The organism is Rhizobium giardinii bv. giardinii H152 (assembly GCF_000379605.1).
Lineage (GTDB): Bacteria > Pseudomonadota > Alphaproteobacteria > Rhizobiales > Rhizobiaceae > Pararhizobium > Pararhizobium giardinii.
Genome location: NZ_KB902724.1, coordinates 239,798 through 264,542 on the forward strand (window position 1 = coordinate 239,798; position 24,745 = coordinate 264,542).

The following is a 24,745-nucleotide window of genomic DNA, read 5'->3' on the forward strand; positions in this document are numbered from 1 at the left end:
CATGCACACGGCGTCCTATCGTCTCGAAAGCGCGTGGCAACCGCACGGCGGTCCGCACGGTCGCTTCACCTTCCGCCTCTTCAATCTTTCAGAAAGCACGATTGAGGACTTCACGATCGTCTACACGTCACTGACCCGGATCATCGACCAGGACGCCTGCGAAAACGCGACTTTTGTCAGGCGTGACGCCAACTATCACGAGTTTGCGCCGCCGACCGGTTTTGTCTTGGCACCGGGTGCGATGTGGACGTTCACCGTTGGCGGCCTGCACCGCAAGGCCGTGCATTGCACAGATGGTGCGAAATCCGCTTATCTGACGCTCGCCCCCGGCCGCCATGTCCCGGTTGCCGTCTCCGATCTCATGCTCGAGGGCCAGGTGAGCGAGCCACCGCCGGTGCTTTTGCCGCAAGGCAAACTCGACCTGCCGTTCGCCGTGCAGCCATGGCCACGCCAGATCGACGCGGAGCCGGGCGACGGCTTTCCTGTCTGCCTCTACCCGGCGCAGGGGTGTTCGTTGGACGACCTCAAGGCCGTCGAGACTGTCCTTGCCCTGTTCCGCCGCCTTTTCCCGTCGGATCATGCGCCCCTCAGTCTTGCGCCGAACGGTCAGGGCAGGGCGCTGCGTCTAAAACAGGACACAGCACTTGTCCCGGAAGGTTACGAGATTGCGTTCTCGGCAGACGAAGTCAGGCTCTCCTTTGGCGGTGGTGCTGGGCGCCAATACGGATTGACGACGCTGGCACAGCTTCTGAACGGCGCGCGCCGGGAGCCGGCGAAATTCCGCTTCCCGATTGGCGGCACCATCGCCGATGCGCCGCGCTATAGCTGGCGCGGCTGCCATCTCGACGTGTCGCGGCAATTTTATCCCGTCAGCGATCTCTCGCGGCTGATCGATATTCTTGCCTGGCTGAAGCTCAACATCTTCCACTGGCACCTCACCGACGACGAGGCGTGGCGGCTGGAGATCAAGGCCTATCCGGAACTCACCACGGTCGGGGTCCTGCGGAGCCCCGATGGGCCGCTTCTGCCGCAGCTCGGCAACGGTGCCGATCCCGTGGGAGGCTTCTACAGCCAGGCCAATGTCCGCGCTCTGGTTGCCCACGCCTCAGCGCTAAATGTCGAGATCGTCCCCGAGATCGATATTCCCGGTCACAATGCTGCGACCCTTGTCGCATTGCGCGATCTGTCCGACGGCCAGGAAGCACCGGAGAGTTATCACTCCGTGCAGGGCTACGCCAACAATGCGCTCAATCCGGCCGTGCCGTTCACCTACGAATTCCTGGAAAAGGTCCTCGACGAAATGGTCGAGCTTTTTCCGTCCGCCTACGTCCATGTCGGGGGTGATGAGGTCGCCGACGGCGCCTGGCTCGCCTCGCCGCTGGCAAGGTCGTTGATAGAACGCGAGGGCGTTTCCGGTACGTTCGGGCTGCAGTCCTATTTTCTCAAACAGGTGAAGGACATGCTGACCAGGCGCGGCAAGAAGCTGGCCGGTTGGAACGAGGTCGCCCACGGCGGCGGTGTCAATGCGACGGAGACGTTGCTTATGGCCTGGCAGAGCCCCGAAGTCGGCATTGAACTTGCCCGCGAAGGCTATGAAGTCGTCATGACGCCCGGCCAGGCCTATTATCTCGACATGGTGCAGGCAGAGGCATGGCAGGAGCCGGGCGCCAGCTGGGCTGGCACGGTGCCGCCCGCCCACACCTACGACTACGAGGCCGAGGGCGAATTTCCGGAGGAGCTGAAACATCAGCTAAAGGGCGTGCAAGCCTGTATCTGGTCGGAGCACTTCCTCTCGCGCGACTATTTCAACCGCCTCGTCTTTCCGCGCCTTCCGGCCATTGCGGAGGCGGCGTGGACGCCGAAGAGCGGGAAGAACTGGCTGCGCTTCGCGGCCATCGTCGATCTCTGCCCGAAACTTTAAACTTAGTTGTGAGGGAAGCCATGCGCATCGCCGTCGGCGGCATCCATACCGAATGCAGCACCTATTCGCCGGTCCTGATGACCGTCGAGGATTTTCGCGTGTTGCGCGATGCAGATCTGCTGGGCGCCGACTATTTCAGTTTCCTGCATGCGGACGGTATCAAGCACGTGCCCCTGCTACACGCGCGCGCCGTGCCGGGCGGCCCGGTGTCGCGCGACGCTTATGAAATTTTCAAGGCCGAGTTTCTTGCAAGGTTGCAAGCGGTCTTGCCGATCGACGGTCTCTATCTCGCGATGCACGGCGCGATCAATGTCGAGGGTATGGACGATGCCGAGGGCGACTGGATCTCTGCCGCACGCGCGGTCGTCGGTCCGGATTGCCCGGTCGCTGCGAGCTATGACCTGCACGGCAATGTCAGCGAGAGGATCATCGACCAGATCGACATCTTCGCCGCCTATCGCACCGCGCCGCACATCGATGTGCGCGAGACGATGGTGCGCGCCTGGTCGATGCTGGTCGAGACGCTGCGGACCGGCCGTCGTCCAGGCGTCGCCTGGGCAAAAGTGCCCGTCCTGCTGCCGGGCGAATGCACCTCAACGGAGGATGAGCCGGCGAAATCGATCTATTGCGAGCTTCCCGGTTTCGATGCCAGGCCGGGTATCCTCGATGCCAATCTGATGATCGGCTATGTCTGGGCTGACGAGCCGCGGGCAACAGCGTGTGCAGTCGTCACCGGCGTGGACAAAGCCGGTGCGCTGAAGGCAGCCAAGGAAATAGCCCTCCGATACTGGAATGCGCGGCAGAGCTTCGGTTTCGGCCAGCAGACGGGGCCGTTGGAAGAAATGCTTCAGATTGGGGCGGCGGCGAATACCGCGCCAGTCATTCTTGCCGATTCCGGCGACAATCCGACGGGCGGCGGCGTCGGCGACCGGGCTGACGTGCTGCGTGCGCTGCTTGCGCACAACTGGCAGGGAGCGCTCATTGCAGGCATCACCGATCGGCCCGCCGTCGAAGCCTGCTTTGCGGCCGGTGAGGGAGGCCCAATCGCCCTTCGCATCGGCGGAAGTCTCGATCCGGCCAGCGTTCCCGCCGATGTCACGGCAACCGTCCTGCATCTTGACGATCCTGGCACCCCGGCAGAGCGCCAGGCCGTCGTGCGTGTCGGCGGTATCGAGATCGTGCTCGCTGCGCGCCGGCGCCCCTATCACAATATTGCGGACTTCCGCCGGCTTGGGCTGGATCCCAACACCGTGCGGCTGCTGGTCGTTAAATCGGGTTACCTGTCGCCGGAACTCGCGCCGATTGCCAATCCGAACCTGATGGCGTTGACCGATGGCGTCGTCAATCAGGACATCGCCAATCTTGCGAGCAACCGCAGGACAAGGCCGGTCTTTCCCTTCGACCGGGATTTTGCATTCACGCCACAGGCCAGGATTTCAGCGCGCTGGCTTATGGGTCCCAAAGGCTGAACACTTCGAGCAATTCCATCTGCGAAACCCGCCATTTCCTGCGCGACCATAGATCTCTCTCCCGGTGTCTTCATCATGACCTCCACGCTGTCGATCGCGTTCCGCCACCCGGTGGTTCGGTTGAGCATGATCGCCATTTTCCTGTTCGGCTTCACCGGCGCGGCGACGTCGCCATATCAGTCCGTCATCGGCATCGCGGAGCTGGGTCTGAGCGACGGCTTCTATTCGATCCTGATTTTCACGGCCGCCGCCGTCAACGTCGTTGCAAGCCTCTGGGTCGGCGTGCTCGCCGACAGGATCGGCAACTATCGGATCCTGCTGATGACCGTCATGACGTTCGGCATTGTCGGCTACGGTCTCATTTATGCCGTACCGATGGCAGCGAGCTTCGTGGTGTGCACGCTGATCATCTTGCCGGTCTACAACGCCATGAACTCGCTGCTGTTTGCCAATGTCCGTGCGGTTGCAAACGCCGGTGGCGGACGGGATGCGGCGGCGATCAATTCCGGTGTTCGTGCGGCGATTTCCGTCGCCTGGGTTCTGGTTCCGGGACTTGTCGCGCTCGTCCTGACGGGCAGCGGCAGCATGATGCCCGCCTATCTGCTTGCCTGCCTCGGCTGCGTCGCCAATCTGGCTTTGGTTTATTTCAAACTGCCGGCGGGCAAGGGCACCCCGCCGCCGATCGACCGCCGCCATTCCTTCATCGCCTCCTTTGCCGAGGTCCTTTCGCCCAAGGTGTTCGCGCGGCTGATGGCAGTTTCCCTGATCACGTCGACACTGCATGTCAATGCGGCGGTCCAGCCGCTGATCATCACCGGCGCCGCGGGCGGCAAGGTTACGGATATCGGCGCCATCGTCGGGATAATCGCCTTTCTCGAGGTTGTGTTCATTTTCGTCTGGGCGCGCATCCAGCTTCACCTGCATCCAGTAACGGCGCTTGCCGCCGGCACGGCGCTCTATGCCGTGTACCTGACGCTGCTCGGCTTTTCCTCAGCACCCTGGCACGTCTATGCCCTGACGCCGCTCAGCGCTTTCGCCGCTGCCGCACTGATCAGCATCCCGATCACCTATATTCAGGACCTGATCGCCGATCGCCCCGGTCTCGGCAGTTCGCTGATTTCGGTCAACCTGTTCCTGAGCGGCGGGCTGAGCGCGATACTGTTTGCGCTCGGAACCCGTTTCAGCGACTATTCCGGTACATCGGAGCTCGGTGCCTGTGCCGGCATGCTGGGCTTTGCGCTGCTCATCTATCTTGACGGCCGCCATACGGCGCGGCGCTCGGCACGCTGATCCGTTTGGCTAAATCGACTGCAGCGAGCCAGTGCCGGCGAAGGACGATGGTGGTGAGCCCGAAGGAGAGATCCCGGTGTTTGGAGAGGTACGACAGGACTTGTTTCTGGGCCCACCATGCAATGACCCCCAAGGCCACGCCCCCGACAATGGCGAGTATCGAAAATGCCGGAGCGGAGATTTTTCCGGAAAGCGGAAGGAGAAGCAGTTCCGGCATGAAACGGTGGAGGAGGTAGATGTGAAAACTCGCGGCAGAAACCGGCAGGACGAACGCTTTCAGCGCTCGCGGAACAGGTAGCCGCGGCAAGAACAAGAGGAGGGCCAAGACAGGGATTTGCAGGAAATATTTGACCCGGGTGCCGATCCAGACGCTTTCGTAGAACGCGAAGCTGAAGACGACCACGCCAATCGCCATCAGAAACAGCCGCTTGGAGGTCGTATCCGCGAAAGCCGCCAGAAGGCCGATCGCGGCGAGATAGAGCATCCACGGCAATGTGAAAATCTGTCGGTTTCCGATTTGCCAGAGGTCGGGGATGATCAGGCGGGCAAGCAGCGCCACGCCCAGCAGCACCAGTCCCGCCGAGAACGGTGACCATGCTGCCACTTTTCGAACGGGCGGAAGAGCAAAAAAGCCGGCGAACAGCAAGAGCATCTGGCAATAGGCTTCGACGAACCAATAGAGGTAAGGAAGCATGCTGTGTCGCTCGGGATCGGCAAAGCCGAGATTTCCGGCCATCACCACCGACGCCCACGGCACCTCACCCCAGGCGACCGCGTAGCCTGCGACGATAAGATAGTAGGGGATCACGATTGGAAGTGCAGAGCGCAGAAGGCGAATGATATCGAACTCCGCAACGGCCCGCCATTGAAAGCGGGCAAGTCCGAAGCCGACAAGCAGGACCATCGCGGCGGAACCGCCCGGAATCGGCCACAGCGTCTCATGCTGCACGACGACGAAGAGGATGGCGAGCGCCCGGATGAGAAGACTGGTCTCCAGCGTGGGCGCTGTTTCAGACCGCTTGACTCTGTCGGCCAGGTCCGAAATGGAAAGCTTTTCCCAATTCACCGGCGCTTCACCGAGGATGCGCTCCAACGCGATCGAGAGCTGGACAAAGCGCAGCGAATCTCCTCCCAGCGACAGAAAACTGTCCCCCGGACCAACCCGGGCCGGGTAAAACAGCTGGGCAAAGACGCCCTGGACGGTCTCTTTACGGTCGTCGTTCTCCGTGCTCGCGGAAAATTGTGCCGTAAGCCGCACATAGTCGATCTTGCCGGATGAAAGGCGGGGCAGCTTCGCCCGCGCCGTGGCGCCGACCTGCAACAGGGTGAGCCCGCTTGCCGTTGCCAGAATGCGCTTTGCCTCAAGCTCATCGGCAGGACCGGCGCAATAGGCATGGATTACCTTGTCGTCGCCGATGACGGCCGCGTGAATGCCATGTTTCTCGAGCGCCTGTTCCATCGCATCATGACTGATCCTGAGACCCGCGATCTTCGAAATACGCTTCAGACGCCCGCAGATGCGAAAGAGCTGCTGGTCGTCCAGTTCGGCGAGATCGCCCGTTTTCAGGCAATCGAGATCGTGGCCGCGGGTGAGTTCCCGGCGCGAGCTTGCATATCCCATCATGACATTCGGGCCGCGATAGACGAGTTCACCGGGCCGCCCCGGCAACAGAATCGGCTGCCCTTTCTCGTCTTCCAGGGTCAGCGTACCGCCGGGAATCGCGACGCCGATCCGATCCTCGTTGCCCTCAAGCTGATCCGGCGGCACATAGGCCAGCCGGGCCGTGGCTTCCGTCTGGCCGTACATTGCGAAGAATGCACCGCCGTTTTCGCGCATCAGGCGATTGTAGGGTCGTATGATATCGGGCGAAAGCCGACCGCCGGCAACCGTCATGAACCGCAGGGATGCGGGCCGCTTGTTGCGAAAATCGATGCTTTCCAGAAGCTCGTAGGAATAGGGCACGCCCGAAAAATTTGTGCATCCGGCACGTTCCAGCCGCTCGCAGAACTGCGGGTCCGAAATCGGGATCTTTGGGAAATACAGGCTCGCGCCGACGGCAAGATGCGAATGCAGCACGGAGAGCCCGTAGCAGTAATGCAGGGGCAGCACCATGCAGCTGCGGTCTGATGGTGTCAAACCGAGATACTGCGCAATCGACGCCGCATTCGCGTCAAGGTTATGGCTTGACAGTCTTACCGCCTTGGCGCGACCCGTACTGCCGGATGTCATGAGCAGAAGCGCCAGATCGCAATGGGGCTCTACGCCGGCCTCATCGCAGCCGCGGCGGGACATCTCCCAGCGCCCGCGTCTCTGGCGCAAGTTGATGTCGGGCGCAAAGGCCTCGTCGATGATCGCGCTTTGCGCGTGATCCGCCGGCGGGACCATGACGACGGCGTGGCCCGCCTGAAGCGCTCCGAGATAGCCGATGATGGCATGCTCGGAATGCGACGCTTCCACAGCAACCAGCATCTTCCCCGCACCAAATGTTGCGGATTTGCGGCTGACGCGGTCGGCCAGCTCCCGATAGGTGATCGGCTCGCGGTCTGGGAAAAGCAGTGCCGGCGCATCGCCCCAATTTGCCAGCGCGGACGTGAAGAGCGGTGCCATGTGAGCAATCGGTATGGAAAGATTGAAGGAAGTCGGATTTGCTCCCCTATGAAATGCATGAATGCTATTGTCAAGTTATCGGCGGGCGCATAGGTGTTCTCGGAAGTTTCGATGACTTTGGCGCATGGAACCGAAAGACGGAGAAGAAATTGATTCCGGCAGCAGAAGATCCGGCTCTCGAACTTCGCAATGTAAGCCGCAGGTTTGGAAAGACCGTCGCTCTGGACGGCGTGTCGCTGACGATCGGCGCCGGCGAGATCATCTGTCTCGTTGGCCGTTCCGGCTGCGGAAAATCGACATTGCTGAGAATGATCGCCGGTGTCGATACGATCGATGCCGGCCGCATCCTGCTGAACGGTGACGAAGTTTCGGGTCCTTCGATTTTCGTGGAGCCGGAGGACCGCAAGATCGGGTTTGTTTTCCAGGACTACGCTCTGTTCCCTCATCTGACGGTCGAGCAGAACATCCTGTTCGGCCTCAGGGGCCGACCGAAAAAGGCTGCGGCGTACCGGGCCAACGAAATTCTCGACCATATCGGCATAGAGCATCTGAAAGCCAGATATCCGCATATGCTGTCGGGCGGCGAACAGCAGCGCGCCGCGCTCGCTCGCGCGCTCGCGCCCCAACCGGATATCCTGCTGATGGACGAGCCGTTTTCCAACCTGGACCGCGGCCTGCGCGATCGGGTTCGTGATGAAACGCTTTCGCTTCTGCGACGCCTCGGAACGACGGTGATCATGGTCACCCATGATCCCGAGGAAGCGCTTTCGGCAGGCGACCGCATTGTCCTGATGCGGTCTGGCGGGATCGTCCAGACCGGGTCGGGCTACGACCTGCATGACCGACCCGTGAATCCTTATGCCGCCGAGTTCTTCTGCGCCTTCAACAAGGTTCCGGGCGTCTTCCGTGAGGGGCATGTCGAAACGGCTATCGGCCGGTTTGCCCAGAGGCTGGAACTCGGCGAAGGCAGCCCCGCCACGCTCTATATCCGCCCACAGGGAATCTCGGTGTCGCGCGGAGGCGGACAATTCCGTGGGCACGTGCAGAGCCGGGTTTTCCTCGGCGACGTCGAGCAGCTTGCCGTCAAGGTGGACGGCTTGGAACAGCCGTTGCTGGTGAAGACAATGTTGCGCCTGGAAGCCGGGACGGACCTTGTCGGCCTGGTCGTCTCGCCGGAGAGTTGCCTGGCATTTCCCGCAGCCTGAGTGCTCAAGCGGTCTTTACGGTAAACCGCTCTTGCTAAACTTGACCTTGCGTCTCCATTAATGCTCGACAGCGTGGCGCAATTCACTGGAGGATAAATGACCATGTCGATCATCGCGAAATCTGCACTGCTTTCGGCGACCTTGCTGCTCGGCGCGAGCGCTGTGTCGGCGGCGGAGCTTAATATCTACACCACGCGCGAGCCGGGTCTGGTCCAGCCGCTCCTCGATGCCTTTACCGCGGCCACTGGCACCAAAGTCAACACGGTCTTTCTCAAGGACGGACTGGTCGAGCGCGTCGCAGCCGAAGGCGAAAGCTCGCCGGCCGATATCCTGATGACCGTCGATGCCGGCAATCTCGTCGATCTCGTCGAAAAGGGCGTCACCCAGCCGGTCGAGTCTGCTGTTTTGACGCAGTCTATCCCGGAACAACTGCGCGATGCGAAGGGCAACTGGTTTGCCCTCTCCATGCGCGCCCGCGTCGTTTATGCGGCCAAGGACCTCGATCTCGCAGCCCTCAACTACGAGGATCTGGCCGATCCGAAATGGAAGGGCAAGATTTGCATTCGCTCCGGCCAGCATCCGTACAACACCGCGCTCTTTGCCGACTACATCGCCCATTACGGCGCCGAAGCGACGGAGAAATGGCTCGCCGGCATCAAGGACAACCTGGCGCGCAAGGCAGCCGGCGGCGACCGCGACGGCGCCAAGGACATTGCCGGAGGGATTTGCGATATCGCCATTGCCAACTCCTATTATGTCGGCCTAATGCGCTCGGGCAAGGGCGGTGAGGAGCAGGCAGCCTGGGGCAACGCCATCAAGGTCATCCTGCCGACCTTCAAGGATGGCGGAACGCAGGTCAACGTCAGTGGCGCTGCGGTCGCAAAACATGCGCCGAACAAGGCGGAAGCCGTAAAGCTCTTGGAGTACCTCGTCTCCGACGAAGCCCAGAAGATCTACGCGCAAGCAAATTTCGAGTATCCGGTGAAGCCGGGTGCCGCGACAGACCCGATCATCGCATCTTTCGGTGAACTGAAGATCGATCCGAAGCCTTTGACGGAAATCGTCAGCCATCGTAAGCAGGCAAGCGAACTGGTCGACAAGGTCGGCTTCGACAACTAAAAACAGGAAGGCGCCGGCGGTGTGTGCGGGCGCCTTCTTGTCGCCGATGAATTGGATTGCCCTTGATGACCAGCGCCGCACGAAGCCGGCACCGGCGCTCGACCGGATCCAGATGGCTGGTCTGCACGGGCGCCGTCGCCTGTTTCGTCATGCTGCCGTTCCTGGCGTTGTTGCTGCAGGCGGTACAGGGATCGGCGGGACTGTGGTCGCATCTTGTCTCAACTGTCCTGCCCGTCGCGCTGATGGATACGATCATCCTTTTGTCCGGAGTCGGTCTGATCGCTGCCATTATCGGAACGACGACGGCCTGGCTTGTCACGGCCTATACGTTTCAGGGCCGCCGGGTGCTCGAATGGGCGCTGCTTCTTCCTTTGGCAGTGCCAACCTATATTATCGCTTATGCCTATCTCGACATCCTCCATCCAATAGGGCCGGTGCAGGGGGCGGTGCGGTGGCTGCTCGGCTATTCCAGCCCGAGGGAGTTTCGCCTGCCGGATCTGCGCTCGATGACCGGCTGCATCGTGCTTCTTGGTTTTGTCCTCTATCCTTACGTCTACATCCCCGTGCGGGCGATGTTCCTGACGCAGTCCGCCAATCTGATCGAGGCTGCAAGAACGCTCGGCGTTTCCCGCCGCGCGATCTTCTGGCGTGTCGCCCTGCCTCTGGCGCGGCCCGCGGTTGCCGTCGGGGTCAGTCTAGCGCTGATGGAAACGCTCAACGATATCGGCGCCTCCGAGTTTCTCGGCGTCAGGACACTGACCGTCTCCATCTACACCACCTGGGTCACCCGGTCTGATCTGCCGGGGGCGGCACAGATTGCCCTGGCATTGCTTGCGATGGTCGTGGCCCTGGTGGCGTGGGAAAGATGGGGCAGGGGAAAGCAGCGCTACGCGTCGAGCGCGCAGCGCAATCGGGCCTTCGAACCCCGCCGTGTTTCTTCGGCGACTGGTCTGCTTCTGTTCATCGCAGGGCTTCTGCCGATCCTTGTCGGTTTTGCCGCGCCGGCGGCCTATCTCGTCGTCGCGGCCTGGAAAAGGGTGGAATTTGCCGGGTTTTCGTCGCGGTTCCTCTTTGAGGCCGCCAACACCATCGGCCTGGCAGCCGCTGCGACTGCCATGACGGTTGTCTTCGGCCTGCTGGTTGCCTATGCCGGGCGCTTGCGCCCCGGCCTCCTAACATTCTGGTTTCACCGGCTCTCGACGCTCGGCTATGCCGCCCCCGGTACGGTCGTGGCAATCGGCATCCTGATCGTGCTTGGAACGTTCGATCGGTTCGTCGACCACACGGCGATCGCCTGGTTCGGCATCTCGACCGGGTTGCTGACCATGGGATCGAGTGCAGCGCTGCTCTACGCCTATACGGTGCGATTTCTTGCGATTTCGGCTGGCGGTATAGAGGCGGGCCTTTCACGTATCCCCCTCTCGTTTGATCATGCCGCGCGCACCTTGGGCCAGTCGAAAGTGGGCACCTTCCGATATGTCCATCTGCCGCTGTCCAAGGCTGCGATTACTGCCGCCGGACTGTTGGTCTTCGTGGACTGTGTCAAGGAGCTTCCCGCAACCCTGCTGCTGCGCCCGCTGAACGTCGAGACCTTTGCGACGCATCTCTACGGCGAGGCGGCGAGGGGCACCTATGAAGAGGCATCCATCGCCGCTCTCGCCATCGTCGCCATCGGCATCCTGCCTGTTATCCTGCTGTCGAGAATGGGCCGTGTCTCCAGCCGGGCCTAGTTCAAATAGCGCCCGCTGGCGGCATGACGTGTTCGGCGCCATTGCCGGACAGGATTGCCGCGAGCATCCAGATCGCCATGGCCACCATCATCAGGTTCTCCGTCAGGGAGACAAAGCCGAGCGGCACGTTGCTGTCGCCCCCGACACAGGCGCATTTGAGTTCCCGCCTGTCGACATAGACCGCCTTGAACACCGAGATGGCTCCGATCGTGCCGATGAACAGCGCCACCGGAATCGAGATCCAGTTGAGCGTGCCGGTAACCATCAGGATGCCCGCCCCGAGTTCCGCAAAGGGATAGATATAGCTGTAGCGGACCCAGCGCCTGGCCAGCAGGTCGTAGTTCAGGAACATCGTCGAGAAACCCTCGACGTTCTGCAGCTTCAATAGGGCGAGCACCGCCATGGTGAACGCGATGAACCACTCGGCCGCACGCACCGTGACGATGTTGCCATAGGCGGCATAGCTTGTGGCGAGCGCCATCAGCGCCGTGGCAGCAAATACGGCGATGACGGGGCGATAGGTAACGGCCTTCGGGTCATGGACAGCCTTGCCAAAATGGCGGCGCAGATCGTCATAGCCGCCGACGCGTGCGCCATTGATGAAGGCTTGCGGCGTCGTCTTGACGTCGTGCTCGGCCTTGAAAGCGTCGGTCTCCTCGCGCGAGGTCAGCCACCGGTCATCGACTGTATAGCCTTCGCGCTGCAGGAGATCCTTGGCCTTCAGCCCGTAGGGGCAGATATGTTTGTCCATGACCATCCGGTAGAGCGTGGCCTGTTTGGGTACGCGGTCAAGCATGGTGCAATCTTTCATTTCGTTTGGTTTGATCGATTGCTGGGAGTATAAGGTCCGTACCATGGTACGGAGTCAAGCGATGAAGAACATGACAATTGCGGCGCTCGCTCGCGAAGGCGGCGTCGGCGTCGAGACGGTACGCTACTACCAGCGGCGGCGCCTGCTCGATACACCGGAACGGACAGGTGGTGTGGGCCTCGTCGGCGGTGTTCGGCGTTACGGGGAAGAAGACATCCGCCGCCTTCGTTTCATTCGCTCAGCCCAATCTGCCGGTTTCACGCTGGATCAGATAGGTGAATTGCTGCACCTGGATGCCGGTGAAGATCGGCAGCGCGCCCGCACGCTTGCCGCCGAGCGCATCGCGGCTCTCGACGCCAAGATCACCGAACTGCAGGCGGCGCGCGACTCACTCCGCCGGCTCGCCCATGCCTGTGGTTCCAGCTCAGGTGGCCCGTGCCCCATCATCACCGCCTTCGATCGGGAATGATCGGTTGAGATCAATCGACGACTGGGATGGCGGGACCTGAACGCGATGCACGCCCGATCGGCTCAGCCGGCGTCTCGGATGATGTCGACGTCGCGCCCACAGCCTTCGACGGCAACCGGCTCTGTCACGGCCTCGACATTCCCCTTAGCCGGCAAAATCGGCCAGCGCAGCAGCGCGTCGCCACCCGCTGCGGTAAGTCCGTAAATGCCGCGGTCGAGACGCTCGAACCAGCCATAGACATTGCCCCGCAAGATGTTCGCTGCCGTCGGCACAACGGTCTTCAGGTCCCTCGGGCGCAGCGGCCCATCGCGCAGGGCAGCGGCGCAGGCGAGCGCTTGCTGGCGATAGGCGGTCATGATCGGCGCTCTGGTGCTCCCGCCGACAGCAGGATCCCCCTTCCGGCGCTTGTGCTCGTCCACGAGGCGCGAGCGCTTGCGAAAATTCTTGCGGGGCATCAGGGCAATCGGGCTGACGATCACATCGACTGTGCCATTATCGGCGACGCCAAGCATGCCGAAGCCCAGCCGGCGGCAGAGGTCGCGGTAGCGGCGGTCGCTTTCACGGCCCTTTCCCCTGGCTGAAACTCGGGCCGCAATCCACACTTCGTCGCTGGCCGATGCCCTGTCGACAGCCTGCAGGATGAGCTCGAGATTGAAGCTGAGCTTCAATTCGCAAATGACGACGACCGGCGGTTCGTCGACGCTAAGCCCCACGATGTCACAGCCGGCGATTTCGCCCTTGACGCTGTAGCCGGCGGCCTCAAGGAAGCGCTTGATCGGCAGATAGAGCGTGGTCTCCAAATCATGTCCTCGATTGTTCTGCGCCACGGTCTTGGCGCGTTTCGCCGAGGAGATCAACAAAAGCGTGCAATTTTGTATCTAACCGGAAGAGCCCGATGCTAGGTACGTGGCGGCCACTGGCGGTTCATCCGTCTATGTGCCATGCGCGGGTCAGAATACCTGGGTTGCCTTCGATCGGGTCAGCCCGCGGCAAGGGTACCGCGCGGATGGTCTGCAAATCCATCGTGCCGGCTGCCTCCGTCCTGATATCCGCCGTCTGGTTCGGCGGGTAAGCACCGACAACCAGAAAATCCGGACTGGCGCTGGTCCGGCAATGTCCCGTTCCCGCCGGCAGGACGATGCAGTCGCTGGCCGAAACGTCGATTTGGCGGCCGCCGGTTCCACCGATCAAAAGCCGGGCCTCGCCACGGGCGATGCCCAGCACCTCATGGGCGCCGGTGTGGTAATGCTGGTAGGAAAAAACGCCGTTGCGCCAGCAATCCTCCCAACCGTTTTGAGCAAAACGCTCTTCAAATGCCGTGGCGAGATCGGTACCGTCTGCAATTGCCTGACGGTAAAGCACCACCGGTAATTCGGGGTTGTTCGGCACCCAGTCGCTTGCCCCGAACAGAATGGTCTCGACGCGCATGTCGCACCCTTCGGTCCTATTGCGAGGCACCTTTTACCGACAGGACGAGGATTTCTTCCTCCCGTCCGCCCGCTTGGAACTCGACGACATCACCCGGGCGTGCGCCTTCCAGCGCCCGCGCCAGAGGCGAGGTCCAGGCGATCGTTCCAACCGCCGGATCGGCCTCATCCTCGCCAACGATGTGGAGGTGTTTGGGCTCGCCACCGCGTTTGATCGTCACATGGGTTCCAAATGTGACGATGGTGGGAGCTTCCGGTGGTTCGACGATTTCCATCCTGGCGTGACGCGCATGCCAGTACCGCAGTTCACGCCTGAGGGCGGCCAGTGCCTCGCTATCGCCAGATGCTTCGATCTGTCGGTCCAGCGTTTCCATCGCCTGCTCGATCTGGCGCGCTCCGTTCGGCGTCACGAGATTGCGGGCCGAGCTGATCGCTCGCTCCAGAATAGGCGGGGGAGGCGCGTCGTCGACCTCTCGGGTAAATGCTCGGCTCATGGTTTTTCTCCTCCTCTAGAAACGTATATAATGCTCTGCAGTTCACTTGGGAGGTTGGAAATGACGACCATGCCAAAAATCCGGGCGGACAATCTCAGCCGTCCGCCGGTCGCTCTTCTGCTGGTTGTATCCTCTTTTTCAGCTTGGTGCGCCGATCGCGGATGATGTGATCGACTTTCCCGGCAAGCGCGTGATCCGGCTCGCTGTCGGCCGCTTCTCTCAGCAGCAGCGTCAACCGCTTCAATTCCTTCTCATCGAGATGTTCAATGCCCATGAAGCGGTTTTCCGCGTCGCTGGTAAGGATCAATTCGTCAAGTTTTGCCTGGACCGCCCTGCCGTCGCGGTTCTGCGAATTCTGGAGCACGAAGACCATCAGAAAGGTGATGATCGTCGTTCCCGTGTTGACAACAAGTTGCCACGTCTCTGAAAAGCCGAAAAAGGGCCCGGTTGCGGCCCAGACAACGATGCCGGCGACGGCAATCACAAACGTCGCCGGCTTGCCGGTCAATTCTGCAACGCTCCCGGAAAACCTGGAAAAGAAGCTGGGCTTTTGGGACATAGGACTCCTCCCTGGCAAATAGGCATGTCAGAAATTCCCCGGCGCGGCGGAAGTTCCGGTCGTTGCCGCCCATTTCTCGAATAGCTTCCGGAGCGTGGCGAGCTGCGCTGTCTGCCCCCCGGCAGTTGATGATTGTCATCGCCCGGTGCTCGGTCGCTCCCGCTTTCGTGCGCGCCATTCGTAGGCGGGCGATCTGGCGTCGTTCATCCATGCCGATCTGGGAGTATGCGGTCTATGGGCGATCCTCATAGTTGATAAGCCATGTTATCCATCGCAAGTCGTACTTCCGAACCCACCGGTTGGAGTGACGACCCCCAATAGCTCCTCACTTTCTCTCAGGCACTTCAAGGTAGAAGACGGCAGGACTGCCTTAAGCCGGTTGCTTTCTTGTCGAATGAATCGAAAATCTCGCCACCAAGCCAAAATGCCGTCACAGGCAATAATTCTATCGGCGAAATCACCGCCAGCGTCCCGAACGGCTGGGCCCGCGTCGACGGCTGGTTGCTTGCCGGCCTCGAGCATCCGACATCAGGCAGGATCCTGATCGGCGGCAAGGATGTCACCATGCTGCCGGCCAACGAGCGCGACGTATCGATGGTTTCCAGTCCTACGCGCTGTTTCCGCATATGAACTCGCTCGACAACGTAGCCTACGGGCTCGAATCTTCGGGGATGAGGAAGAAGGATGCGCGCGAGCGGGCGGAAGAGAGATTGAAGCTCGTCGGCCGTTTCGGGGATGGGTGGCAGGCTTCCGGCCGAGCTTTCCGGCGGTCAGCAGCAGCGCGTGGCGGTTGCGCGGACTCTCGTGCTGGAGCCGCAGGTGCTGCTGTTGGACGAGCCGCTGTCCAATCGGGATGCGCGCCTGCGCCGCCAGGTTCGCACCGAAATCCGCGAACTGCAGCAGCGCCTCGGTTTCACGGCTGTTTATGTCACCCACGATCAGGGGGCGCTCACTGTTTCGGATCGCATCGTCATCATGAAGGACGGCGACATCGCGCAACAAGGCAGCCCGCGTGACCTCTATGAGGCGCCGGCATCAGCCTTCATCGCGGATTTCATGGGCGAGGCAAATGTGGTTCCGTGTGAGGTCATCTCCGTGGAAGGCCAGGATGCAGCAATCCGCATGGGCGCCTTTGAACATCGCGTTCCAAATCGCGATGCAAGACCGGCCCCCACTAAACTTGCCGTCCGCCCTAACGCCATCACGCTCGAACCGCCGACCGGTGCCTTTCCCGGCCGAATTCTTCATTCGGCCTACCATGGCGCGCACGTCGAATACGAAGTAGAAACGAGCAACGGTAAACTGTTCGTCGTTGATCCGGCGGGTGAGCGCCCCTTGACCCCGGCAACCGAGGTTGCCGTCGGCTTCAAGGGACGTGGCATCGCCATTATTAACGGCTGAACCGGATTGTAGAAGGACCAGTTACATGACACCGCAGACATCCGGGATCGACGCACGTTTCGCGCTGGCTCGCACTATAGCCAAGGAAGCTGGCGCCGTTGCGCTCGGCTATTTCAACACGCGCGACACGCTCGTCGTGGAGACGAAGCGTGACCCGCAGGACGTGGTCTCCATCGCAGATCGCGAAGTGGAGAACCTGATCCGCGCCCGTGTCGCGGACCTTCATGCGGCGGACGGTTTCCTCGGTGAGGAATATGGCCTTGTCGAAGGGCATTCCGGCTATACCTGGGTGGTTGATCCGATCGACGGCACCAGTCCTTTCGTCAACGGCATGCCGAACTGGTGTGTGTCGATCGCCGTGCTGCGCGGTGGTGAACCGGTTGTCGGGGTCATCTTTTCGCCGTGCCACGACGAGCTCTATGCCGCCGCCAAAGGAAACGGCGCCACCTTGAACGGCAAGCCGCTCAGCCTCGATCAGAGCCGAACGATCAGGAATGGAGTAACCGGCATCGGCGCCAACAACTACGTCGCCCCGGCGGTCGTCGCTAAAACAGTCGAGAACCTGCTGGAAGCCGGCGGCAACTTCATTCGCAACGGATCCGGCGCGTTGATGCTCGCCTATGTCGCTGCGGGCCGGTTGGTTGGCTACTACGAGCCCTACATGCATGCTTGGGATTGCCTTGCCGGCTATTGCCTCGTCAAGGAAGCGGGCGGATGGTACCACCCGTTCCCCACTGACGGGGGGCGTCTCACCAAGGGCGCACCCGTGCTTGCTGCAGGACCGGGTGCCCGCGAGGATCTCGCAAAAATTGCGGGTCTAACAGCGTGAATCGCATCGGTTTGATGAATGCGGCAAGCATGCCTGGCTGGCTGCGCCCTCCTCAAAGGCAACAGAAAACGCGATCTCTGGCGGTTCAGAAATCTGGCATCTTTGGAGTGCGGGTAGCACTGCGCAGGGTTCCGCCCATTCGTCAACCAGCAACGTCCAGCCAACGATGGATCAGGCAACGAAGTCCTGATCTCTCATCGAACTGCCAAATCCGGTGATCACGCTGCTGACTTCGTCCCAATGGGGGAGTGCCTTCATTCGCTCCAGCCAAGCCTGGACATTGGGAAAGCGTGAGAGATCGTAACGGATGAGTTCGCCGCATGCCACAAAACCAGCGCCGAGATAGTCGGCGATGGTGATATCATCGCCGGTCAGGAATGCGTTGCCATTGCCGAGATAGTGGTCGTTAAGCACCTGCAGCCAGAATCCGGCCCTGTCGCGCCCCCATTCGACAGCGACCTTCTGGCCATCCTCGCTTGGCCTCTTGTGATGCGGAAAGATTTGCGGATAGACCATATTGTAGGCCCAGTCGCGATAGAAGCCGGTATTGAACCAGTCCATGATCTCGTTGACGCGCGCACGCTTTTTCAGATCCTTCGGGTACTCCGGCATGCCGTATTTATCGGCGAGGTATTTCAGGATTGCCGAGCACTCGGTCATCCTGAGGTCACCGTCCTCGAAGACCGGCACCTGCCGGCTCGGATTGACTGAAATGAATGGCTCCTGGTGATGGGCGCCCGTCATCAAGTCGACAACTTCTTCTTCGACATTCAGGCCCTTCTCAGCGATGAGCAGGCGGATCGGCCGGCTGGTCTGCGACACGGGATGCATATAAAGCTTCATCGTTTCCTCCATTGACTGCTTGTGGTTGAAGCGCGCTTCGGTCTTTCAGCTGCGGGGATATGCGTTCTTCGGACCGCGGTCCGAAGACAGACTGCCGCGATTGCGCGCGGTCAAGGTCTCGATCGCATCGGCAAGGTGGATTTCGGCGATGTTGTAGTCGCCGCGAGCCACTCTGATCCTGTGGGCCTCGAGCATGACGTCGCCGTGACTGCAGCCGAACGGCGGTTCGAAACGGTAAGACGCCAGTTCGATCAAGAGGCCGAGCGGGTCTTCGAAATAGATCGAATCCATGAAACCGCGATCCTTCGGACCCGAATGATTGATACCGCGCTCGTTAAGGCGCTCGACCGCCTGCCGGAAAGTGGCCTGAGAAACGGCAAAGGCGAGATGGTGGACACAGCCGATATCGGTCGAGGTGCGTTTCGGATCGGGCTTGCGGCTCTCGTCCGTGAAGATCGTGATCAGCCGGCCATCGCCTGGATCGAAATAGAGATGGCTCTCGGTGGCTTTGTCGAGATTGGGCTGCTCAAAGACAAAGGGCATGCCGAGGATACCTTCCCAGAAATCGATCGACGTTTGACGGTCCGCGCCGACGATCGTTATGTGGTGCACGCCCTGTGATTGAAGTTTCCTCATCGTCTCCTCCTCATGTTGCGGCTTGCGACCAGTCGACCAGTTTGGACTTGTAATCGCTGCGCGGCAATGTGCCCCACGGCACCAATCTCGGTCGATACAACTAGAAGGTCGCGACGCAAAAAGGACATGTTACGCCAGGTGTTCACTAAGCCGTTATAAATACTTAAATGTTTGTAATCGAAGAACCACGGCAACAAGAACGATGGTCAACTGACGCGTCCTGCAGGCGAACGCATTTGGCAGTGTCCCGCGATGCGAATTTCCCGCGTGGGCGAGATTGAAAGCGGTACGCGACAGCCGCGGGAAAACGATGCTGGCGGCGAAACTCTGAGGGCTGGTTGATAGTAGCGGAATACGGAGCAGGCCGTTCGGCTTCGCGAAAATTTTCTCCCGCCATTGGGTCGTTTCACGGAGTTGCGCGTTTAGCCGGGAGGAAACCAACCATGCAGGAGACTCCTATGAGCAAGACCTTTGACCTTTCCGACTTCTCCGAGGAGGAACTCACGGCGCTCATTGATGAAGCGAGCCGTCTGCGAGATGCCTTGCGCGAGAGCCGTGACCGGGAGCTTCCGACGGGTGCGGACGGTTCGAAGGGGCAGGATGTAAGGGATCCGGATCACGGTGCCATCCCCACACCGACGCCGCGTGAGGTCAAGGAAGAAGGTCCGGCGCATGGCGTGCCGGAATAATTTCTCGCATATCGAGAATTGGCCCATCCCGCCCTTCTGTCTGGGTCGGTGACAGCATCGTTCAAGCGCCGACGAGTTCTCACCCGACCGCGCGCTTGACCTCGATAGCCGGATCCCCTCGAAATTGAAACTGTTTTGCCATTGACTTGATCGGGCTGGCGATTTACGACTGACGAAAATCAAAATTCGTCAGTCGTAGAAAGCTTATCTAGATGGATGATGTGACAGAGACTGTTGAAGCCACGAGACAGGAAAATATCTCCCGGATCCTTGATGCCGCGGAGCGGCTTTTCCGACACTACGGCTATTCCAAGACAACCGTCGCCGATGTCGCGCGTGATCTCGGCATGTCGCCGGCCAACATCTACCGTTTTTTTGCTTCCAAAACAGAAATCCATCAGGCCGTGTGCGGACGCATGCTCGCGGGCAGCTACCAGCAGGCCCTTGAGATTTCGCTGCTGCCGATCAGCGCCGCCGACCGCCTGCGCAAGTTTCTCCATACGCAGCATCAGCTTGTTCTGGCGACGATGCTTGATGAGGAAAAGGTGCATGAAATGGTCGTCGTCGCAATGGAGCGCGACTGGCATGTCATCGACAAGCATATCGACCGCATGCATGAACTGGTCGAGAAAATCATCCGGCAGGGTATCCAAGCCGGTGAATTTGCCGAGCAGGATGCTGCCGTCGCGTCCCGCTGTTTCGGGGCGGCAACGCTCAATCTGTGCCATCCGCAAATGGTGGCGCAATGTCTCGCCAAGCAGAACCGGGCAATGCCCGATGAACTCGTCGAATTTGTCATTAAGGCGTTGCGATGAACGGAAGCCCAGCGGCGCCGTTTCAAATTGTTTGTTTTTAGGAATACGAAATGTTCTCGACTAGCCATAGCCATAGCCATAGCCGTGCCCGCATGCTGCCAGCCACCCTTCTTGCCACCCTTCTTGCGGCTGCGCTCCTTGCGCTTACCGCCTGCTCGCAGGAGAAGGCCGAGACGACGCCGATTGTCCGCCCGGTCAAAGTGGTCGAGATCGCGCAGGCGAGTGACGCGCGCACGCTCAACTACTCCGGAGCGGTGCGCGCCCGCGTCGAAATGAACCTCGGCTTCCGCATCGACGGCAAGATCAGCGAGCGCTTCGTCGATATAGGCGATAGGGTCAAGGCCGGCGAATTGCTCGCCCGCATCGACTCTGCCGACTACGCGCTTTCGGTGCAAAGCGCCAAGGCAAGCCTCGATGCGGCCGAGCGGCAGGTCGAGACCACAGAGTTGGCACGCAACCGCGCCGAACAGCTGTTTGCCAAGAACGTCTCGTCGAAGGCGCAACTGGAGCAGGCGACGCTCAGCTACGACCAGGCGGTTGCCTCTCGCGATTCAGCCCGGTCAGCGCTCGATCAGGCGAAGAACCAGGTCAACTACACCGATTTGAAGTCCGATCAGAACGGCATCGTCACCGCAGTCAATGCCGATGTCGGTCAGGTCGTCGGTTCGGGAACGCCAGTCGTCACCGTCGCGGTCGATGGTGAAAAGGAAGTGCTGATCGCAATCCCGGAGGTGGACATCACCCAATTCAAGCCGGGGAAAATGGTGAAGGCCAGCTTCTGGTCCGATACTTCCCTGGCGCTGCAGGGCAGGGTGCGGGAGGTCGCAGGCAGCGCCGACCCGCAGTCGCGTACGTTCGCCGTCCGTGTCGGCCTGCCGAACGATCCCAAGGTTCTGCTTGGCATGACCGCCAATATCGAAGCCTCCGCCGACAGCGCACGCCAGCTTATCTCTATTCCCTTGACCGCTCTGACCAAGAAGGATGATCAGCCGATCGTCTGGACGGTCGATCGCACAACCGAAACGGTGCACTCCCGCGTGGTCACCGTCACCGATTTCACCGGTAATGGAGTGCGCGTGGCCGAAGGGCTGACGCCCGGCGACGTCGTCGTTTCCGCCGGTACGCAGTTCATGACCGAAGGCCTCAAGGTGAAGCTCGAAGGTATGGCCGCCAAGCAATCGGCGGCAGCCGACGCTGCCACCCTGACGCGTTGAACCCGGTTGAACGAGAACGGAACGAAGCCGATGGCCATCTCCACCGATCAGAAACAACCCTTCAACCTCTCCCGCTGGGCGATTGAGCACCCGAGCATTGCGCGCTTTCTGTTCGGCCTCATCCTCATCACCGGCGTTCTCGGTCTGATGCGGATGGGGCAAAAGGAAGATCCGGACTTCACCTTCCGGGTGATGGTCGTGCAGGCGATCTGGCCGGGCGCCTCGATCCAGGAAATGGAAGACCAGGTCGTCAACAAGATCGAGCGCAAACTGCAGGAGACGCCGCATCTCGATTTCGTCCGCTCCTACACCCGCGCCGGCAGCGCCATCATCACGCTGCAGATCGAGGGTGATACCAATGCCGAGCAGGTTGCCGATGCCTTCTACCAGGTTCGCAAGAAGGTCGGCGATATTGAGAACGAACTGCCGCAAGGTCTGCTCGGGCCCTATTTCAACGACGAGTTCGGCGATACCTTCATTACGCTTCATTCGCTGAGTGGCTCCGGCTACAGCTATCCCGAGCTGAAGAAATTCGCCATCCAGGCGCGCGACATGCTTTTGTCGACGCCCGGCGTCGAGAAGGCCGTTATCATCGGCGACCAGCCGGAAAAGATATACATCGACATTTCCTCCAAGGTGCTCGCCCAACGCGGGCTGACGCTGACGGACCTGCAGAACGCCATCAGGGGGCAGAACAATGTCGATCCGGCAGGCTCCGTCGATACCGGCACCCGCTCCGTCCGCATCGCCGTCGATGGCGGCGTCACCCGGGCATCCGACATTCGTGAGCTTCGGCTGAGGGCCGGCAACCAGATCACGCGTCTCGGCGATATCGCGACCGTGACCTCCGGCCTCGAAGATCCCTATCAGCGCAAATACCGGTTCAACGGCGAAGACAGCGTCCAGCTCGGCGTCGTCATGGCAAAAGGCTACAAGGTTACCGATGTCGGCGCCGCAGTTGAGGAAGCCTACAAGCGTTTCGAGTCTGCGCTGCCCTATGGCGTCCAGGTCGAGCAGATTTCCAATCAGCCGGAAGTCGTGACGGAGGCGGTCAGCGAATTTATGCATGCCCTCGGCGAGGCGCTGGTGATCGTGCTCGTCGTCTCTTTCCTGTCGATCGGCTGGCGCTCTGGCCTGGTGATCGCGATCGCCATTCCGCTGGTGCTCGCTGCCACCTTCGCCATCATGTACGAACTCGGCATCGACCTGCAGCGCATCTCGCTCGGCGCCCTGATCATTGCGCTTGGCCTGCTTGTCGACGACGCGATGATCGTCGTCGAGATGATGGAGCGCAAGCTCGAGGAGGGGCTGCACAAGGTCGATGCGGCAAGTTTCGCCTATACATCGACGGCTTTCCCGATGCTAACCGGCACGCTGATCACCACGGCCGGTTTCATCCCCGTCGGTTTTGCCGCCTCCACCGCGGGCGAATATGTGCGCTCGCTGTTTTATGTCGTTGGCATCGCGCTTGTCGTTTCGTGGTTCGTGGCGGTCTATTTCACGCCCTGGCTTGGCTATTTGATCCTCAAGCAGCGAAAGCACGCCGGCGAGCATCACGACGTTTTCGATACGCGCTTTTATCGCCGGCTGCGGGCCACCGTCGGTTGGGCCGTACGCCACCGCATCATCGTGCTTACGCTGACGATGGCTACCTTCGCGACCAGCCTCTGGGCTTTCCAGTTCATTCCGAAGAACTTCTTCCCGCAGTCTTCGCGCCCCGAAATCCTCGTCGATCTCTGGCTGCCGGAAGGCACCAGCATCAGGCAAGTCGAGGCTCAGGCTAAGGCTCTAGAAGCGAAGATGATGGACGATCCGGACAAGAAGTTCATCGCCACCTATATCGGCGAGGGCGCTCCGCGCTTCTTCCTGCCGCTTGACCAGCAGCTGCGCAATCCGAACTTCGCCCAGCTTCTCGTCATGGCCAACGACGAATCGGCCCGCGAGCGGCTGATCGTCAAGCTGCGGACCATCCTTGCCGAGGAATTCCCGTCAATCCGCAGCAAGGTCGATCGCCTGTTCCTCGGGCCGCCGACCGGCTGGCCGGTCCAGATGCGGGTGATGGGTCCGGATCGCGCGGAAGTCCGACGGATCGCCGATCAGGTCAAGGCGAAGTTTGCCGAAAACCCTGAGCTGGGTGCGATCCACGACGATTGGCTGGAGCCCGTGCCCGCGATGAAACTGGTGATCGACCAGGATCGCGCCCGCGCCCTTGGCGTAACCTCGCAGCGCATTCGCCAGATGCTGCAGGCGGCGACGGCAGGCGCTCCCCTCGATAACGTGCGCGATGGTGAGGAGACTGTCTCCATCGTCGCCCGTGAACCGGAGACGAGCCGTCACCTGCTGTCGGCGGTGGATTCGGTCTATATCCCGACGGATTTCGGCGGTTTCGTGCCCCTGTCGCAAGTCGCCAAGGTCGTCCCGGTTCTCGAGCAGGGCATCGAATGGCGCCGCAATCGCCTGCCGACGATCACCGTGCGCGGCACGCTGCCGGATGGGGTGCAGCCGAACGACGTGGCGATGGCAATGTATGCCGACCTGAAGCTGCTGCGCGACGGGCTTGCACCGGGCTATACGGTCGAGATCCAGGGGGGCGCCGAGGATTCTGTCGAAAGCCAGCAGTCGATCGCCGACAAGGCGCCGATCATGCTTGCCGTCATCGTCGTGCTCTTGATGATCCAGCTGCAGCATTTCGGCAAGGCAATGCTGGTGCTGGCGACCGGTCCGCTCGGCATCATCGGTGCGGCCGCAGCCCTCCTGATCAGCGGCGCGCCTTTCGGTTTCGTCGCCATCCTCGGCGTCATCGCGCTGCTCGGCATCATCATGCGCAACTCGATCATCCTCGTCGACCAGATCGACCAGGACATTGCCGCCGGCATGGAGCGGTCGGAAGCGATCATCGGTTCGGCCGTGCGCCGCTTCCGGCCGATCGTCCTGACGGCAATGACGGCTGTGCTCGCTCTCATCCCGATCTCGCGCGGCGTTTTCTGGGGCCCGCTCGCCTTCGCCATGATGGGTGGCATCCTCGTCGCTACCGTGCTGACGATCCTCGTCCTCCCTGCCGGCTACGCCCTGTTCTTCGGCAAGGAACCGAAAAAACAGGCCTCCGAACCCGAGCAGACGAACGAGGAGCCGGAGGAGGATGCGATCTATCCGGCGTCCCTGGCCGCCGAATAGGAACTGAATCGGCATTGAACACCGCCGAAGTGTGTTATTCGT

20 protein-coding genes and 1 pseudogene are annotated in these 24,745 nt (G+C 61.0%); 13 read left to right on the plus strand and 8 right to left on the minus strand.

What is annotated here, in order from left to right:
• The first annotated feature begins 1 nt into the window (after position 1).
• The 3 genes from A3AY_RS0129710 (at position 2) to A3AY_RS0129720 (ending at position 4,680) form a co-directional block, all read left to right on the plus strand.
• On the plus strand, positions 2–1,921 hold the full coding sequence (locus A3AY_RS0129710) for a beta-N-acetylhexosaminidase (RefSeq protein ID WP_018329313.1): 1,920 nt from the start codon (positions 2–4) through the stop codon (positions 1,919–1,921).
• Between the two features lie 20 nt (positions 1,922–1,941).
• The gene (locus A3AY_RS0129715) at positions 1,942–3,390 is read left to right on the plus strand and encodes a M81 family metallopeptidase (protein ID WP_018329314.1); all 1,449 of its coding nucleotides are present in this window, start codon (positions 1,942–1,944) and stop codon (positions 3,388–3,390) included.
• 75 nt (positions 3,391–3,465) lie between these two features.
• The gene (locus A3AY_RS0129720; protein ID WP_018329315.1) at positions 3,466–4,680 is read left to right on the plus strand and encodes an MFS transporter; all 1,215 of its coding nucleotides are present in this window, start codon (positions 3,466–3,468) and stop codon (positions 4,678–4,680) included.
• Here the strand turns inward: A3AY_RS0129720 and A3AY_RS0129725 are convergent.
• Entirely contained in the window at positions 4,634–7,288 is a 2,655-nt protein-coding gene (locus A3AY_RS0129725) for an AMP-binding protein (protein WP_018329316.1), read from the minus strand. The genes A3AY_RS0129720 and A3AY_RS0129725 overlap by 47 nt on opposite strands.
• 53 nt (positions 7,289–7,341) lie before the next feature.
• Between A3AY_RS0129725 and A3AY_RS0129730 the strand changes: the two genes are divergently transcribed.
• The 3 genes from A3AY_RS0129730 (at position 7,342) to A3AY_RS0129740 (ending at position 11,342) form a co-directional block, all read left to right on the plus strand.
• Positions 7,342–8,493: an ABC transporter ATP-binding protein gene (locus A3AY_RS0129730; protein WP_018329317.1), complete on the plus strand. Its 1,152-nt coding sequence runs from the start codon at positions 7,342–7,344 to the stop codon at positions 8,491–8,493.
• A 102-nt stretch (positions 8,494–8,595) separates the two neighbouring features.
• On the plus strand, positions 8,596–9,612 hold the full coding sequence (locus A3AY_RS0129735; protein ID WP_026203969.1) for a Fe(3+) ABC transporter substrate-binding protein: 1,017 nt from the start codon (positions 8,596–8,598) through the stop codon (positions 9,610–9,612).
• A 65-nt stretch (positions 9,613–9,677) separates the two neighbouring features.
• Positions 9,678–11,342 (plus strand): ABC transporter permease, encoded by a 1,665-nt coding sequence (locus tag A3AY_RS0129740; RefSeq protein WP_018329319.1) that lies wholly within the window; start codon positions 9,678–9,680, stop codon positions 11,340–11,342.
• 1 nt (position 11,343) lies between these two features.
• Here the strand turns inward: A3AY_RS0129740 and A3AY_RS0129745 are convergent, their stop codons facing one another.
• On the minus strand, positions 11,344–12,138 hold the full coding sequence (locus A3AY_RS0129745; RefSeq protein WP_018329320.1) for a glutaredoxin family protein: 795 nt from the start codon (positions 12,136–12,138) through the stop codon (positions 11,344–11,346).
• Positions 12,139–12,196: 58 nt separating this feature from the next.
• Here A3AY_RS0129745 and A3AY_RS0129750 point away from each other — a divergent pair, with 58 nt between their 5' ends.
• Positions 12,197–12,622, plus strand: a complete 426-nt coding sequence (locus A3AY_RS0129750) for a MerR family DNA-binding protein (RefSeq protein ID WP_210163039.1) — start codon at positions 12,197–12,199, stop codon at positions 12,620–12,622.
• 62 nt (positions 12,623–12,684) lie between these two features.
• Here the strand turns inward: A3AY_RS0129750 and A3AY_RS36505 are convergent, their stop codons facing one another.
• From A3AY_RS36505 to A3AY_RS0129770, 4 genes are all read right to left on the minus strand, one after another.
• A complete protein-coding gene (locus tag A3AY_RS36505; protein WP_083926065.1) occupies positions 12,685–13,422 on the minus strand; it encodes a DUF2161 domain-containing phosphodiesterase in 738 nt (245 codons plus the stop codon).
• Between the two features lie 124 nt (positions 13,423–13,546).
• A complete protein-coding gene (locus tag A3AY_RS0129760; RefSeq protein WP_018329323.1) occupies positions 13,547–14,050 on the minus strand; it encodes a hypothetical protein in 504 nt (167 codons plus the stop codon).
• A 16-nt stretch (positions 14,051–14,066) separates the two neighbouring features.
• Entirely contained in the window at positions 14,067–14,543 is a 477-nt protein-coding gene (locus A3AY_RS0129765; RefSeq protein ID WP_018329324.1) for a GreA/GreB family elongation factor, read from the minus strand.
• A 94-nt stretch (positions 14,544–14,637) separates the two neighbouring features.
• Positions 14,638–15,102, minus strand: coding sequence for a low affinity iron permease family protein (locus A3AY_RS0129770; protein ID WP_018329325.1), 465 nt, complete (start codon positions 15,100–15,102; stop codon positions 14,638–14,640).
• A gap of 501 nt (positions 15,103–15,603) precedes the next feature.
• On the opposite strand from A3AY_RS0129770, the pseudogene A3AY_RS36510 reads away from it, so the two are divergent.
• Together A3AY_RS36510 and A3AY_RS0129780 are read left to right on the plus strand one after the other, a co-directional pair.
• A pseudogene (locus A3AY_RS36510) lies at positions 15,604–16,503 on the plus strand (ABC transporter ATP-binding protein); the annotation flags it as partial.
• Between the two features lie 25 nt (positions 16,504–16,528).
• The gene (locus tag A3AY_RS0129780; RefSeq protein ID WP_018329326.1) at positions 16,529–17,332 is read left to right on the plus strand and encodes an inositol monophosphatase family protein; all 804 of its coding nucleotides are present in this window, start codon (positions 16,529–16,531) and stop codon (positions 17,330–17,332) included.
• A gap of 171 nt (positions 17,333–17,503) precedes the next feature.
• Here the strand turns inward: A3AY_RS0129780 and A3AY_RS0129785 are convergent, their stop codons facing one another.
• Entirely contained in the window at positions 17,504–18,175 is a 672-nt protein-coding gene (locus A3AY_RS0129785) for a glutathione S-transferase family protein (protein ID WP_026203970.1), read from the minus strand.
• A gap of 45 nt (positions 18,176–18,220) precedes the next feature.
• Positions 18,221–18,811 carry a VOC family protein gene (locus A3AY_RS0129790; protein ID WP_018329328.1) on the minus strand — a complete coding sequence of 197 codons (591 nt, stop codon included), beginning with the start codon at positions 18,809–18,811 and terminating at the stop codon, positions 18,221–18,223.
• Positions 18,812–19,269: 458 nt separating this feature from the next.
• Between A3AY_RS0129790 and A3AY_RS0129795 the strand changes: the two genes are divergently transcribed.
• The 4 genes from A3AY_RS0129795 to A3AY_RS0129810 all read left to right on the plus strand — a co-directional run bounded on the left by A3AY_RS0129795 (position 19,270) and on the right by A3AY_RS0129810 (position 24,703).
• A complete protein-coding gene (locus tag A3AY_RS0129795) occupies positions 19,270–19,500 on the plus strand; it encodes a hypothetical protein (RefSeq protein WP_018329329.1) in 231 nt (76 codons plus the stop codon).
• Between the two features lie 212 nt (positions 19,501–19,712).
• Positions 19,713–20,315, plus strand: coding sequence for a TetR/AcrR family transcriptional regulator (locus A3AY_RS0129800; protein WP_018329330.1), 603 nt, complete (start codon positions 19,713–19,715; stop codon positions 20,313–20,315).
• 50 nt (positions 20,316–20,365) lie between these two features.
• On the plus strand, positions 20,366–21,529 hold the full coding sequence (locus A3AY_RS0129805) for an efflux RND transporter periplasmic adaptor subunit (RefSeq protein ID WP_018329331.1): 1,164 nt from the start codon (positions 20,366–20,368) through the stop codon (positions 21,527–21,529).
• Between the two features lie 30 nt (positions 21,530–21,559).
• Positions 21,560–24,703 (plus strand): efflux RND transporter permease subunit, encoded by a 3,144-nt coding sequence (locus A3AY_RS0129810; RefSeq protein ID WP_018329332.1) that lies wholly within the window; start codon positions 21,560–21,562, stop codon positions 24,701–24,703.
• Positions 24,704–24,745 lie beyond the last annotated feature (42 nt).

Bases quoted from the DNA above. Each gene is read 5' to 3' on its own strand.
- A3AY_RS0129710 (WP_018329313.1), top strand. From the start codon at position 2: ATGCACACGGCGTCCTATCGTCTCGAAAGCGCGTGGCAACCGCACGGC.
- A3AY_RS0129715 (WP_018329314.1), top strand. From the start codon at position 1,942: ATGCGCATCGCCGTCGGCGGCATCCATACCGAATGCAGCACCTATTCG.
- A3AY_RS0129720 (WP_018329315.1), top strand. From the start codon at position 3,466: ATGACCTCCACGCTGTCGATCGCGTTCCGCCACCCGGTGGTTCGGTTG.
- A3AY_RS0129725 (WP_018329316.1), bottom strand. From the start codon at position 7,288: ATGGCACCGCTCTTCACGTCCGCGCTGGCAAATTGGGGCGATGCGCCG.
- A3AY_RS0129730 (WP_018329317.1), top strand. From the start codon at position 7,342: ATGCATGAATGCTATTGTCAAGTTATCGGCGGGCGCATAGGTGTTCTC.
- A3AY_RS0129735 (WP_026203969.1), top strand. From the start codon at position 8,596: ATGTCGATCATCGCGAAATCTGCACTGCTTTCGGCGACCTTGCTGCTC.
- A3AY_RS0129740 (WP_018329319.1), top strand. From the start codon at position 9,678: ATGACCAGCGCCGCACGAAGCCGGCACCGGCGCTCGACCGGATCCAGA.
- A3AY_RS0129745 (WP_018329320.1), bottom strand. From the start codon at position 12,138: ATGCTTGACCGCGTACCCAAACAGGCCACGCTCTACCGGATGGTCATG.
- A3AY_RS0129750 (WP_210163039.1), top strand. From the start codon at position 12,197: ATGGTACGGAGTCAAGCGATGAAGAACATGACAATTGCGGCGCTCGCT.
- A3AY_RS0129760 (WP_018329323.1), bottom strand. From the start codon at position 14,050: ATGCGCGTCGAGACCATTCTGTTCGGGGCAAGCGACTGGGTGCCGAAC.
- A3AY_RS0129765 (WP_018329324.1), bottom strand. From the start codon at position 14,543: ATGAGCCGAGCATTTACCCGAGAGGTCGACGACGCGCCTCCCCCGCCT.
- A3AY_RS0129770 (WP_018329325.1), bottom strand. From the start codon at position 15,102: ATGTCCCAAAAGCCCAGCTTCTTTTCCAGGTTTTCCGGGAGCGTTGCA.
- A3AY_RS0129780 (WP_018329326.1), top strand. From the start codon at position 16,529: ATGACACCGCAGACATCCGGGATCGACGCACGTTTCGCGCTGGCTCGC.
- A3AY_RS0129785 (WP_026203970.1), bottom strand. From the start codon at position 18,175: ATGAAGCTTTATATGCATCCCGTGTCGCAGACCAGCCGGCCGATCCGC.
- A3AY_RS0129790 (WP_018329328.1), bottom strand. From the start codon at position 18,811: ATGAGGAAACTTCAATCACAGGGCGTGCACCACATAACGATCGTCGGC.
- A3AY_RS0129795 (WP_018329329.1), top strand. From the start codon at position 19,270: ATGAGCAAGACCTTTGACCTTTCCGACTTCTCCGAGGAGGAACTCACG.
- A3AY_RS0129800 (WP_018329330.1), top strand. From the start codon at position 19,713: ATGGATGATGTGACAGAGACTGTTGAAGCCACGAGACAGGAAAATATC.
- A3AY_RS0129805 (WP_018329331.1), top strand. From the start codon at position 20,366: ATGTTCTCGACTAGCCATAGCCATAGCCATAGCCGTGCCCGCATGCTG.
- A3AY_RS0129810 (WP_018329332.1), top strand. From the start codon at position 21,560: ATGGCCATCTCCACCGATCAGAAACAACCCTTCAACCTCTCCCGCTGG.